We start from the raw sequence: 12,958 nt of genomic DNA, 5'->3' as shown, positions 1-12,958 counted from the left end.
GGTAATTTAAATTTTCTATTTAAAAAGGTCGGAGATCGACTTTTCGTCGGCGATGCGGCGGATCGCTTCGCCGATCAGGCTGGCAACCGAAACCTGTTCGATGCAATCGGCGATGCGTACGCTTTCCGTCGCGGAGATGGTATCGGCAATCACCAGTTTTTTGATCGGACTGGCCGATATGCGGGCGACCGCACCACCGGAAAGAACGCCGTGGACGACATAGGCGTAAATATCGTTGGCGCCGCGCGCCTTCAACGCCACGGCGGCGTTGCACAGCGTACCCGCGGAATCGACGATGTCATCGACTAGAATGCAGTTCTTGCCCTCGACCTCTCCGATCACGTTCATCACTTCGGAAACACCGGCCTGCGGGCGGCGCTTGTCAATGATCGCAAGGTCGCAGCCGAGTTTTTTCGCGAAGGCGCGCGCGCGCACCACGCCACCCACGTCGGGCGAGACGATAACCAGCCCGTCGGCGCTGGGGGCGCATTTTTCCATCTTGGGCAGGAAAACCGGCGAGATAATCAGATTATCGAGCGGGATGTCGAAAAAGCCCTGAATCTGGCCAGCATGAAGCTCCATGGTCAGGACACGGTCGGCCCCGGCCTCGGTAATCAGGTTGGCGACCAGTTTCGCCGAAATCGGTGTGCGCGGGCCGGTCTTGCGGTCCTGACGGGCATAGCCGAAATACGGCAGAACGGCGGTGATGCGGCGGGCCGAACCGCGGCGGCACGCGTCGATCGTGACCAACAACTCCATCAGATTGTCGTTGGCAGGATAGGAGGTCGACTGAATGACAAACACATCCTCGCCACGGATGTTTTCCTGCAATTCGACGAACACTTCCATATCTGAAAACCGCCGGATGCTTGCCTGCGAAAGCGGGCAACCGAGATATCTGGAGATATCCTCGCCCAAAGGCCGGTTGGAATTACAGCAGATCAGCTTCATGCGGGGGCATCATAACCGCGCAGGCGGTCAAATCAAGCTTGTTTCAGTGCGATCACCGAAAGTTGCAGGCCGCGATCCTTCTCTTGGCGCAAGGTGGAGCGGCGGTGGGAGAAATACATGTCTTCCGCGGCAAGCGTATCGTGTCCGATCCATTCGATGTGGCCTATGCGCGCGCGGCGCAAGCGAAAGGCGCAGTAGCCGGGCAGGTCGAACATCACATGACCGGGCTTTCCGGATGCGTGGAAATAATCCGCCGAGGCCGGGTCCTCGGCCAGAAAGGCATCCTGCTCGCCCGCGCCGAGTTCATAGCTTTCGGGGCCGATGCACGGGCCGATGACGGCCCTGATGTCCGCGCGGTCCGCACCCAGATCCTGCATCGCCACAATGGTCGATTCCAGCACGCCCTTGAGCGCACCCACCCGGCCCGCATGGGCAGCGCCGATCACACCGGGGGCGGCAAACAGCACCGGGGCGCAATCCGCACTCAGAGCCCCCAGCCCTACACCCGGCGTGGCGGTGACCATGGCATCGCCCTCCGGCCGGTCGTCGAGCGCCCAGCGTCCGCCGTTCACAGTCCAGCAGCGGTTACCGTGCACCTGTTTGAGAGAATAAAGCCGGTCGGGTTCCAGCCCCATCGCGCGGGCGATCAGGGCGCGGTTGTCACTAATGTTGACCGGGTTGTCGCCCTGCGTCCAGCCGGCGTTCAGGCTTTCAAAACCATCGCGGCTGACCCCGCCGCGGCGACCGAAGAATCCATGCACGACGCCAAGCCCGTTGAACAGCCCGGATACGGCGCAGGGCGGAGAATCCGGATGTTCGTCAATCCGCCGTGTAAGCATCGCTTCTGCGGTTGAGCGGCAGGTAAACCATACCGTCTTCGGTAAACGGCCGGTAAAGGCCGAAAGGTTGCGGGGTGAAGGCGGGCGGGAAACGCACGTCCGCGAAGATGTTGCGCATCACCGGTTGCCAGCGGCCCCACGCGCTGGCCAGCGTTTCGCAGGTCATGACGATGGGCGTGCCGTGGAACTGCGTCGCCATCATGCGCGCGGTCATCGGATAGGCGCCGCCGGCCCAATTCTTGACGAAGCTGATATCGGCCAGCACCGCCGCGCCAGAACCCAGCGCGTTGTTCGGATTCATGGCCAGAACGCGCACCGCGCTTGCGTCTGGACGATCATACATTTCCTGACGGATGCGGGCGGCATTGAAAACGGATGCGCTGACCGCCGACTGGGCATAGGCGGGCGCGTCCATGAAACGCCCGTCATGGCTGGCATACAGGCGGCAGGACGCATGGTCCATGCCCTGCGGCGCCAGCACGAACAGGCGCATATTGTCGTCCAGTTGCGCCTGACGCATCCAGTCGTCGGGATAGGTTACCTTGATGCCGTAGACCGGGTCCTGCCAGACATAGGCCTGTGCCCGCGCGGCGCGCGCAGGCAGGATGAAGGTCAAGGCCGTCAAGGCCGAAAGAAGAATCAGGGTCCGGTGTTTCATATTGTTATGTTTATAGCGCAACGGGAAAAAGCGCAATTTCCTTCCCTGATTCTAAATAGTATCGGGCGATCGGGCAAGCTTACGCGCGCCAGAAGCCCATGACACGGAAAGCCTCGTCCAGGATCGGCGCGGCGATGGCGTCTGCCCTTTCGGCCCCGTTTTTCAAAATCCGGTCGATTTCCGCCGGGTCGGCCAAAAGCCCGTTCATCCGCGTCGCGACCGGCGCGAGGGCCGCGACCGCGACATCGGCGAAGGATTCCTTGAACGGCGCGAAGCCGCCGCCGCCGAAACGGTCCATCACCGCCTGACGGGTTTCACCGGACAGGGCGGTATACAGGGTGATCAGGTTTTGCACCTCGGGCCTGTCCTTTTCCTCGCCCGGATTTGCGGGAAACGGCAGGGCGTCGCTTTTGGCCTTGCGGATTTTCTTCGCAATCGCGTCGGCGTCATCGGTCAGGTTGATGCGGCTGTTGTCCGAGGGGTCGGATTTGGACATTTTCTTTGTCCCGTCGGTCAGCGACATGACACGGGTCGCGTCCTTGACCAGCACGGTCTTCGGCTCCGGGAAAAACTCGGTCTTATAGCGGTGGTTGAAGGTACGGGCGATCTCGCGCGTCAGTTCCAGATGCTGGGACTGGTCGTCGCCCACGGGCACATGGGTCGCGCGATAGGCCAGAATATCCGCCGCCATCAGTACCGGATAGGCGTAAAGGCCCAGCCCGACCTTTTCCCGGTTGTCACCGCCCTTGTCCTTAAACTGGGTCATGCGGTCGAGCTTGCCGACCTGGGTCATGGTCGAAAGCAGCCAGTTGAGCTGGGCGTGCGCGCTGACCGCGCTTTGCGGAAAAAGGATCGATTTTTTTGTATCAATCCCGGCCGCGATGTAGGCGGCGGCGATTTCGCGCGTGGCCTGGGCCAGCGCGGCGGGGTCGTAAGGCATGGTCACGGCATGCAGATCGACCACGCAGTAAATACATTCAATGTCTTCGTTCTGGAGCTTCACCCAGTTTTTGAGCGCGCCCAGATAATTGCCCAGGTGCAGCTTGTTGGTGGGCTGCATGCCCGAAAAAATACGGTCTTTCATTGCCTATACAGTCTGTTGCGGTTATTTGCGGAAATAGGATTTGAGATCGGCCACGGTCATCGCGCGGCTTAAAAAGATCACCGCCAGATAGACGATGCCGCCACCGCCCACGAGGCCCGCGAGGGCAAGGGCGCGGGCAAGGCCATCCGAATCGAAATCGTCGTGCAGGACATGGCCCAAGACAAACACAGCCAGCGCCATCAGTAAAGAGGCCACGACCACGCGCGGCGCGACATGGCGGAAACGCGCATCGAAATGTAAATGGCGGCGTTTGTCGAGAACGCGCCAGATCAGCACGATTTGGACCCACCCCGCCAGACCGGTGGCGGTCGCAATGCCCGCCACCCCCATATCGAAGGCAAAGATCAGGATCAGCGCCAGCACGATGTTAAAACCTACCGAGATCGCGGCGACGATCACGGGCGTGCGCGTATCCTGCCGGGCGTAACAGGCGGTCGCCAGCACCTTGCCCATCACATAGGCGGGCAGGCCGAGCGAATAGCCCATCAACACGCGCGCGGTGGCGGCGGCATCGCCTGCGGTAAACGCGCCCTGCCGGAACAGCGAGAAGATAATCGGATGCGCCGCGACGCCGAGCGCGAGGGCGGCGGGCAAAGCCAGCAGCAGACAGATTTCAAGCCCGCGATTGAACAGGCGCTGGGTTTCGTCGTGGTTTTCGGCAGCGACCGCGCGCGAAAGCATGGGCAAAAGCGCGGTGCCGACCGCGATACCGACGGTGCCGAGCGGAAGCTGATTCAAACGGTCCGCGTAATACAGATGGCTGATCGCACCGGCGGGCAGGAAAGAGCCGATGACGACGTCGGCGAATAAATTGATCTGCACCACGCCCGCGCCGATCACGCCGGGCAGCATCAGTTTGAACAGGCGGCGGATATGCGCATCCAGCACCGGTTTTTTGGGCACGAGGACCAGGCCCATGCGCCGTGCGCGCGACCATACCCATGCCAGTTGAATGACGCCCGCGATCAGCACGCCCCACGACAAAGCGTGCCCGGCACTTGGAAACGTCCACGGCGAAACCATCAACGCCGCGATCAGCGTCAGATTGAAAAAGATCGGCGCGGCGGCGAAAGGCGCGAAACGGTCATAGGCATTCAGTACCCCGCCGACCAGCGCGGTCAACGACATGAACAGAAGATAGGGAAAGGTAATGCGCGAAAACATCACCGCAAGGTCGTAGCGTGTCGTGCCTTCGCCGAAGCCGGGGGCAAGCAGCCACATGATCAGCGGCATCGCGACGATGCAGATCAGGGTGAAGGGCAGCAGAATCGCGACCATCACGCCCATCGCGTTGCGGGCGAAATCGGCAGCCGCCTTTTCGCCCTCTTTTTGGGTGACGTGGCTGTAAAGCGGGACGAAGGAAACGGAAAACGCGCCCTCGGCCGTCACGCGGCGGAAAAAATTGGGCAGTTTGAGCGCAACGAAAAACGCGTCCGCCACCGGCCCCGCGCCAAGGATGCGCGCGGTCAGCAGGTCGCGCGCGAAGCCCGCCACGCGGCTGACCAGAGTCAATGCCCCGACGGTGAACATGGCCTTGATCAAACGCATGTGAAAAACTCCAAAACGCCTCTCGATTCGTTGCGAATTTGGTGCCAGAGTGACGTCCAAGCATCATGAGCATTCATAGCACCACGTCAACGGCACCCTATCAGTTTTCGCAGGAAAATCCGGAAAGCGGATGGTTTGGCGTCAAACGCGTCAGGCCAACCGAGAAAACCGGTCTGGTTCTGGACGTCTTTCATTCCGTCGCCCGCAAATACGACATCATGAACGACCTGATGTCGGGCGGGGTTCACCGTTTGTGGAAGGACCGGCTGATCCGGATGATCCGTCCACGCCGCGAATGGAGGTTCCTTGACGTCGCTGGGGGCACGGGCGATATCGCCTTCCGCCTGCACGACGCCACCGAGGGCGAGGCGCCGATCACGGTGTGCGACATCAATTCCTCGATGCTTAAGGTGGGGGAGGCGCGCGCGCTCGATCGCGGCATCCTGCACAATCTCGACTGGGTGGAAGGAAACGCCGAAAAGCTGCCCTTTCCCGACAACAGCTTCGACGTCTATACCGTCGCTTTCGGCTTGCGCAACGTCACGCATATCGACACCGCCCTGAAAGAGGCGTGCCGCGTTCTTAAACCCGGCGGGCGCTTTTTCTGCCTTGAATTCAGCCATGTCGACAACCCGGCGATCAACCGGATGTACGGGCTGTACTCGGAAAAGGTCATTCCGCGTCTGGGCAAGATGGTCGCGAACGATTCCGATTCCTACCAATACCTGATCGAATCGATCCGCAAATTCCCGCGCCGGGGCGATCTGGCGCGCCGCCTTAAACTCGCGGGTTTCCGCGGGGCGCGGGTGACGCCGCTGTCCTTCGGTCTGGTCGCGGTGCATGAGGCACGAAAATAAATACGGATCAATCCGTTGCAGGAAATAGTTGCATAATCGGCTGCATCGGCTTAAACCTGAACTTATAGAAAATACCAAGAAAGGCCCTGTCCCATGATCCGATCTTCCCTGCTTGTCGGCGCGGCATTGATCGCGCTTGTTCCTGTCGCCTTCGCAGATGACGCCGTATCGGTGACGCGGACCAGCGCCGCGGCTTCCGAACACACGGCTGCCGAGGCGGCGACCACCGCCGCCCTTGCCGGATCGACCGCGACCCCTGTGCCGATGAATGGGCAACCAGCAGGCGAGCAATCGGCCTTCGCACAGGCGTTGCATTCGATCCGTAGCTGGTTCGGCGCCGATACGGCGCAACAATCCGCGTCCGGCAAACCCGCCGACACGACGACGGCAATGAGCAGCGATTCGCTTCAGGTTCCACCGCCGGTCGACGGCACAAGCCCCGCCGCGATCGAACCGGCCGCCGGTTTCGACGAGGATACGCTGCAGGCCCCGCCGCCCTATTACGGTCCGACATCGGACGCGACACCGCGCGCCAGTTCGTTCGACAGTTCCCCCTCGGTCGCTGCGTTCGGCGATGCCGCATCGCCGGAGGGCATGGCAGGCATGGCCCCGGCCGCGGGAACCGACACCCCCATCGACGTCAGTAAGATCAATTGCGATTCGATCATGAAGGGCGCCGCCAACGCCGCTGCCAACACCATGGGCGACGAAGGCCCGACGGCCGAGATGATCGACGCCTGCACCAAGGCCGAAGCCGCCAAAGCCGCCGCAAGTTCCGGGACGACGCCCGCGACCGCCAACGAAGCCAGCGAGGGCAGCGCCACCGCATCAGGCACCGGCAGCGTCACACCAGAAATGCTGCCGGATTCCACGATCATTCCGGCCCAGCCGATGGAACCGGCGCAGCCCGCGCTGGACGCCGGACCCGCGGCGATGCCGCCCGCCGCACCGCTGCCGAGCACACAGCCCGCGGCGGGTGCCGGAGAGCCGACACAATAATTCCCTCGCGTATTTCTTTGTTCTGGCCGGTTTTGCGGCTTTCGCCGCGCGCGTGTTCCGGTCTATATCTTGTGCTATGTCCGAAACGCGCAGCATCCTTTTAATCGTTTCCGGCGGCATCGCCGCCTATAAAGCGCTTGAGCTGATCCGCCTGATCCGCCAGCGCGGCATGCGCGTGCGCTGCATCCTGACGCGGGGCGGGGCACATTTCGTTACCGCGCTTTCGCTTGGCGCGCTGTCGGGCGAGAAGGTTTACGAGGATCTGTGGTCCCTGACCGACGAGGCGGAAATGGGGCATATCCGACTGGCGCGCGATTGCGACCTTGTGGCCGTGGTCCCGGCCAGCGCCGACATGCTGGCCAAAATGGCGGGCGGCCATGCCGACGATCTTGCCACCACCGTGCTTTTGGCCACGGACAAGCCCGTTTTGGCCGCGCCCGCGATGAACCCCGCGATGTGGGTGCATCCGGCGGTGCAGGCGAATGTCGAAACATTGCGTAAACGCGGCATATATCTTTGTGGACCTGATGACGGCGCGGCCGCGTGCGGCGAAACCGGGACAGGACGGATGAGCGAACCCGAAACATTGCTGGAGGCTATTGATGACATTTTCGCCCGAACTGCCTGACCTGAAAGGCATCCATGCGATCGTGACGTCGGGGCCAACGCGCGAGCATATCGACCCGGTGCGCTATATCTCCAACGAATCCTCCGGCAAGCAGGGGCATGCCATCGCCGAGGCGTTCGCCCGCGCGGGCGCGCGGGTGACGTTGATCACCGGTCCGGTCGCGATCCCCGACCCCGTGCACGGCAACATCACCGTGGTGCGCGTGATCAGCGCGCGCGACATGCTGGCGGCGGCCGAATCCGCCCTGCCCGCCGACATCGCCGTGTGCGCCGCGGCGGTCGCGGATTTTCGCCCCAGCGATATCGTCGATCATAAAATCAAGAAGCGCGCGGGCGACAATACGATGACCATCACCCTGGTCGAAAACCCGGATATCCTTAAAACGCTGGGCCACCATGCCACGCAACGCCCCGCGATCGTCGCCGGTTTCGCCGCGGAAACCGAAAACGTCATCGCCTATGCGCAAGGCAAGCTTGAAAAAAAACGCGCCGATGTGATTTTTGCGAACTCGGTCGCGGGCGGCGCAGTGTTCGGACAGGACGATACGCACCTGACCATGGTGACCGCCACGAAAAACGAAGACTGGGGCGTGCTGGACAAGCAACAGGCCGCGATGGAAATCGTCGCCACGCTCGCACGTCTGCTTAAACCAAAAGTCGCCTGAAAGAGGAGATAGAGATGACCTGCACCATTCCCGTCACCCGCCTGACCCATGCCGCCGATCTGGCCCTGCCGGCTTATGCCACCGAACAGGCGGCGGGCATGGACCTTGTCGCAGCGATCGACGCACCAATGACCCTTGCACCGGGCGCGCGGGCACTGGTGCCCACCGGCATCTGCATCGCGTTGCCGGCGGGGTTCGAGGCGCAGGTGCGCCCGCGTTCCGGCCTGGCCGCGAAAAACGGCGTGACGGTCCTTAACGCGCCGGGGACAATCGATGCCGATTACCGGGGCGAGATCAAGGCCATCTTGATCAATCTGGGCGACCAGCCCTTTACCATCGAACGCGGGATGCGCGTCGCGCAAATGGTCATCGCGCGTTACGAACAGGTGCAGTGGGACGCGGTCGAGAGCCTTGAGAACACCGCGCGCGGCGCGGGCGGGTTTGGCAGCACCGGCACGAAAGCGGCTTAAAACCGCGTAGATACGGGTGACAGGCGGGGATGGATTTCCTATAAAAAGACATGACCCGCAAAGCGCAACAGAATACGGACACGGCATCGCCCGATACGTCTACCGATACGGTCGTCGATACATCCGGCATGACGCCGATGATGGCGCAGTATATGTCGGTCAAGGCCGCGCATCCGGGTTGCCTGTTGTTTTACCGTATGGGCGATTTTTACGAGCTGTTTTTCGAGGACGCGGAAATCGCCTCCAAAACGCTGGACATCGCACTGACCAAGCGCGGCAAGCATCAGGGCGCGGATATTCCGATGTGCGGCGTGCCGGTGCACAGCCATGAATCCTATCTTTCGCGACTGATCCGCGCGGGGCACCGCGTTGCGATCTGCGAACAGACGGAAACCCCGGAACAGGCCAAGGCGCGCGGCGGGTACAAGGCGCTGGTCGCGCGCGACGTGATCCGCATCATCACCCCCGGCACGCTGACCGAGGAGGCATTGCTCGATTCCCGCGCGGCGAATTATCTGGCCTGTGTGGCGGGAACGCCGCCTTTGCTTGGCCTTGCGTGGATCGACATGTCGACCGGCGCGTTCCATACGCAGGCGCTGGACCCTGCCGCCCTGCCCGCCGCCTTGGAGCGTCTGGGCGCGCGCGAGGTTCTGGTGTCCGAGCGCCTTGCCCAGCACGCGGCGCTTTCGGACACGCTGGCCGAAGCGGGCGCGGCGTTGAGCGTCCAGCCCGCATCGCTGTTCGACGCGGGCAATGCCGAGGCGCGGCTTAAATCCATGTTCCTGGTCGGCACGCTGGATGCGTTCGGCGCGTTCACCGTGGGCGAAATTACCGCGGCAGGCAGTCTTGTCGATTATATCTTCCGTACGCAAAAGGGCGCAGCGCCGCGCCTGAACGCGCCCGCGCGCGTGCCTATGGATTCTGTGGTCGAAATCGACGCCGCGACGCGGCGCAATCTGGAACTCACGCGTACGCTTGCAGGAGAGCGCGCGGGCAGTTTGCTGGCATGCGTCGACATGACGTTGACCGGCCCCGGCGCGCGATTGCTGGCCGAACGCATTGCCGCGCCTTCGCGCGATGTCGCGGAAATCAATACCCGCCTTGACCAGATCGCCGCGCTTTTGTCGGATACGCGCACGCGCGAGGATCTGCGCGCGCATCTGCGCGCGATGCCGGACATCGAACGCGCGCTTTCCCGCCTTGCGCTGTCGCGCGGCACGCCGCGCGACCTTGCGATGATCCGCGACGGCGTCGCCGCCGCCGCATCGGTGCGCGCCTGTTTGATCGAGCGCGCGTCCGACAGCACGCTGGACGGGTTGTCCGACATGCTGGCGGCGGATAGCGGCATCCACGCGCTACACGACACGCTTGCGCGCGCACTGGACGACGATTTGCCGTTCACCGCGCGTGAAGGCGGATTCATCCGGCGCGGACATCATCAGGGGCTTGATTCCCTGCGTACGCTGCGCGACGATTCCAAAAAGACCATCGCCGCGCTTCAGGCCGATTACGCGCAACGCACCGGCATATCGGCGCTGAAGGTCACGTATAACAACATGCTGGGCTATTTCATCGAAGTTCCGGCACGGCACGCCGACGCGCTGATGGTGCATGGGCGGCCCGCCAACGACACGGCATCGGACAATCCGTTCGTCCACCGCCAGACACTGGCGAACGCGGTGCGGTTTTCGACGCCGGAACTTTCGGAGTTGGAATCAAAAATCCTGTCCGCCGCCGACAAATCGATCGCGCTGGAGCTTGAGATTTTCGAGGAATTGCGCGGCATGGCGATGGCGGCGGGCGAAACGCTGGCGCGGTTCGCGCACGGGCTTGCGCGCATCGACGTCGCGGCGGGATTTGCGGCGCTGGCGGCGGCGCGCAACTACACACGGCCACAAGTGGATGAAAGCACCGCGTTCCAGATCACGCGCGGGCGGCATCCGGTCGTCGAGCGGGCAGTGGCCGAACAGGCGCCGGGCGATACCGCCTTCGTGCCCAATGACTGCGATCTTTCGCCGGATACGCGGCTGTGGCTGCTGACGGGGCCGAACATGGCCGGGAAATCAACCTTTCTGCGCCAGAACGCGTTGATCGCCATTCTGGCGCAGGCGGGGTCGTTCGTGCCCGCCGCCGCCGCGCATATCGGCGCGGTGGACCGTATCTTTTCGCGCGTGGGCGCGTCCGACGACCTTGCGCGCGGGCGGTCCACCTTCATGGTGGAGATGGTGGAGGCGGCGGCGATTTTAAATCAGGCCACCGCGCGCTCGCTGGTCATCCTTGACGAAATCGGGCGCGGGACCGCGACGTTCGACGGGCTTTCCATTGCCTGGGCATGTCTTGAATACCTGCACGACATTAGCGCGTGCCGCGGCCTGTTCGCGACGCATTACCACGAATTGACCGCGTTGACGCAGCGGCTTTCCCATTTGTCGTGCCATGCGATGAGAGTGCGCGAATGGAAAGGCGATATCGTCTTTTTGCACGAGGTCGTGCCGGGTGCGGCAGACGAATCCTACGGCATCCACGTCGCGCGGCTTGCCGGTCTGCCCGCCCCGGTGATCGCACGGGCGCAGGACATACTCGACCAACTGCAGAAAAGCGAACAATCGGGCAAGCTGGCTGCATTGATCGATAATTTACCGCTGTTCCAGAACGTGGTGGAGAAATCCACCCCCACCATTACGCCGGAGCTGCGCAACTTTATCGAAAGCGTGGATCCCGACGCGCTTTCCCCGCGCGAGGCACTGGAGGCACTTTACGCCCTACGCACGCTTTACGGCAAAGGGCAGGCATAATTTGTCTTCCGGCCGCCCCTCTGGTACAAGCAGCGCGATGAACGCCAAGCCAAAAGCCAAGACAAAAAAGCCCGAAAAAGGCAAAAAGACGCAAAGCGTAAAGACCTTGACCAAGGCCGCGCCCAAGATCGGCGTGGTGTCGCTTGGCTGTCCCAAGGCTTTGGTCGATTCCGAACGCATCATCACCAAATTGCGCGCGGAGGGGTATGCGCTTTCCGCCAGTTACGAAGGCGCGGACGCAGTCATCGTCAATACCTGCGGGTTTCTTGAAAGCGCGCAAAAAGAGTCGCTGGACGCCATCGGCGAAGCGATCGCCGCCAACGGCAAGGTCATCGTCACCGGCTGCATGGGCGCCGAACCTGAAAAAATCCGCGCCATGCACCCCAAGGTGCATGCGATTACCGGCCCGCATCAATATGAAAGCGTGGTCGCGGCGGTGCATGAGGTGGCCGCACCGGTGCACGAGCCGTTCCTTGATCTCGTGCCGCCCGCCGGGTTGAAGCTGACGCCACGGCATTATGCGTATCTGAAAATCTCGGAAGGCTGCAACAACCGCTGCACGTTCTGCATCATTCCGCATCTGCGTGGCGATCTTGTTTCCCGCCCCGCCGCGCATGTGATGATCGAGGCCGAAAACCTGGCCAAAGCGGGGGTAAAAGAACTGCTGGTCATCTCGCAAGATACGTCCGCTTATGGCATCGATATCGATTATGCCGAAAGCGCATGGAAGGGCCAGAAAATCCGCGCGAAATTCGTCGATCTGGCCACCGCGCTGGGCACGCTTGGCGTATGGGTGCGGCTGCATTACGTGTATCCGTATCCGCATGTCGACGCGGTGATCGATCTGATGGCCGAGGGCAAGATCCTTCCTTATCTCGACATTCCGTTTCAACACGCGGCGCCGAATGTGCTTAAAAACATGAAGCGCCCGGCAATGCAGGCGAAGACGCTTGAGCGTATCAAGGCGTGGCGCAAGACCTGCCCCGATTTGACCATTCGTTCGTCGTTCATCGTGGGCTTCCCCGGCGAGACGGAGGAGGACTTCCAGTTCCTGCTCGACTGGATTCAAGAGGGGCAGCTTGACCGCGTCGGCTGCTTCAAATACGAGCCAGTAGAGGGCGCGGTTTCGGAAACGCTGAACCTGCCCGAGGTGCCGCAGGCGGTCAAGGACGAACGCTGGGCGCGACTGATGGCCGTGCAGCAGAAAATTTCCACCGCGCGGCTGGCCGCCAAGATCGGGCGGACATTGCCGTGCATCATCGACGATGTCGACGGCGAAGGCGGCGCGAACGCCCGCAGCCCAGGCGACGCACCGGAAATCGACGGCGCGGTTTATCTGCGCGACGTGCCGCGCGGCGTAAAGGCGGGCGACATCGTACCGGTGCTGATCGAGGATGCCGATGAATACGATTTGTACGGGGTGATTGCGGATTGAAGGGGACAA

The 12,958-nt window shown here is 62.3% G+C and carries 10 protein-coding genes and 1 pseudogene; 6 read left to right on the top strand and 5 right to left on the bottom strand.

The window, feature by feature from the left end; genetic code table 11:
* Window positions 1-15: 15 nt before the first annotated feature.
* From H6866_07655 to murJ, 5 genes are all read right to left on the bottom strand, one after another.
* Window positions 16-951 carry a ribose-phosphate pyrophosphokinase gene (locus H6866_07655; protein USO07292.1) on the bottom strand — a complete coding sequence of 312 codons (936 nt, stop codon included), beginning with the start codon at window positions 949-951 and terminating at the stop codon, window positions 16-18.
* Between the two features lie 32 nt (window positions 952-983).
* Window positions 984-1,790 (bottom strand): laccase domain-containing protein, encoded by an 807-nt coding sequence (locus H6866_07650; GenBank protein USO07291.1) that lies wholly within the window; start codon window positions 1,788-1,790, stop codon window positions 984-986.
* On the bottom strand, window positions 1,771-2,448 hold the full coding sequence (locus tag H6866_07645; GenBank protein USO07290.1) for a hypothetical protein: 678 nt from the start codon (window positions 2,446-2,448) through the stop codon (window positions 1,771-1,773). The genes H6866_07650 and H6866_07645 overlap by 20 nt, the downstream gene beginning before the upstream one ends.
* 79 nt (window positions 2,449-2,527) lie before the next feature.
* Window positions 2,528-3,532, bottom strand: a complete 1,005-nt coding sequence (gene trpS, locus H6866_07640; GenBank protein USO07289.1) for a tryptophan--tRNA ligase — start codon at window positions 3,530-3,532, stop codon at window positions 2,528-2,530.
* A gap of 21 nt (window positions 3,533-3,553) precedes the next feature.
* On the bottom strand, window positions 3,554-5,101 hold the full coding sequence (gene murJ, locus H6866_07635; protein USO07288.1) for a murein biosynthesis integral membrane protein MurJ: 1,548 nt from the start codon (window positions 5,099-5,101) through the stop codon (window positions 3,554-3,556).
* A gap of 65 nt (window positions 5,102-5,166) precedes the next feature.
* Between murJ and ubiE the strand changes: the two genes are divergently transcribed.
* The 6 genes and pseudogenes from ubiE (at window position 5,167) to rimO (ending at window position 12,949) form a co-directional block, all read left to right on the top strand.
* Window positions 5,167-5,958, top strand: a complete 792-nt coding sequence (ubiE, locus tag H6866_07630) for a bifunctional demethylmenaquinone methyltransferase/2-methoxy-6-polyprenyl-1,4-benzoquinol methylase UbiE (protein ID USO07287.1) — start codon at window positions 5,167-5,169, stop codon at window positions 5,956-5,958.
* Window positions 5,959-6,051: 93 nt separating this feature from the next.
* Window positions 6,052-6,957: a hypothetical protein gene (locus tag H6866_07625; GenBank protein ID USO07286.1), complete on the top strand. Its 906-nt coding sequence runs from the start codon at window positions 6,052-6,054 to the stop codon at window positions 6,955-6,957.
* Window positions 6,958-7,033: 76 nt separating this feature from the next.
* A pseudogene (gene coaBC / locus H6866_07620) lies at window positions 7,034-8,249 on the top strand (bifunctional phosphopantothenoylcysteine decarboxylase/phosphopantothenate--cysteine ligase CoaBC).
* A gap of 14 nt (window positions 8,250-8,263) precedes the next feature.
* On the top strand, window positions 8,264-8,719 hold the full coding sequence (gene dut / locus H6866_07615) for a dUTP diphosphatase (GenBank protein USO07285.1): 456 nt from the start codon (window positions 8,264-8,266) through the stop codon (window positions 8,717-8,719).
* A gap of 50 nt (window positions 8,720-8,769) precedes the next feature.
* Window positions 8,770-11,514: a DNA mismatch repair protein MutS gene (gene mutS / locus H6866_07610; GenBank protein USO07284.1), complete on the top strand. Its 2,745-nt coding sequence runs from the start codon at window positions 8,770-8,772 to the stop codon at window positions 11,512-11,514.
* A gap of 37 nt (window positions 11,515-11,551) precedes the next feature.
* Complete coding sequence (gene rimO / locus H6866_07605; protein ID USO07283.1) at window positions 11,552-12,949, top strand: 30S ribosomal protein S12 methylthiotransferase RimO; 1,398 nt, start codon at window positions 11,552-11,554, stop codon at window positions 12,947-12,949.
* The last annotated feature ends 9 nt before the right edge of the window (window positions 12,950-12,958 follow it).

This window comes from Rhodospirillales bacterium, from assembly GCA_023898805.1.
In the GTDB taxonomy this organism is placed as follows: domain Bacteria; phylum Pseudomonadota; class Alphaproteobacteria; order Micavibrionales; family UBA1664; genus UBA6145.
This window is presented reverse-complemented; position numbering and strand designations above follow the sequence as displayed.

Coding starts and splice junctions, on each gene's coding strand:
- H6866_07655 (USO07292.1), bottom strand. CDS start 951: ATGAAGCTGATCTGCTGTAATTCCAACCGGCCTTTGGGCGAGGATATC.
- H6866_07650 (USO07291.1), bottom strand. CDS start 1,790: ATGCTTACACGGCGGATTGACGAACATCCGGATTCTCCGCCCTGCGCC.
- H6866_07645 (USO07290.1), bottom strand. CDS start 2,448: ATGAAACACCGGACCCTGATTCTTCTTTCGGCCTTGACGGCCTTGACC.
- trpS (USO07289.1), bottom strand. CDS start 3,532: ATGAAAGACCGTATTTTTTCGGGCATGCAGCCCACCAACAAGCTGCAC.
- murJ (USO07288.1), bottom strand. CDS start 5,101: ATGCGTTTGATCAAGGCCATGTTCACCGTCGGGGCATTGACTCTGGTC.
- ubiE (USO07287.1), top strand. CDS start 5,167: ATGAGCATTCATAGCACCACGTCAACGGCACCCTATCAGTTTTCGCAG.
- H6866_07625 (USO07286.1), top strand. CDS start 6,052: ATGATCCGATCTTCCCTGCTTGTCGGCGCGGCATTGATCGCGCTTGTT.
- dut (USO07285.1), top strand. CDS start 8,264: ATGACCTGCACCATTCCCGTCACCCGCCTGACCCATGCCGCCGATCTG.
- mutS (USO07284.1), top strand. CDS start 8,770: ATGACCCGCAAAGCGCAACAGAATACGGACACGGCATCGCCCGATACG.
- rimO (USO07283.1), top strand. CDS start 11,552: ATGAACGCCAAGCCAAAAGCCAAGACAAAAAAGCCCGAAAAAGGCAAA.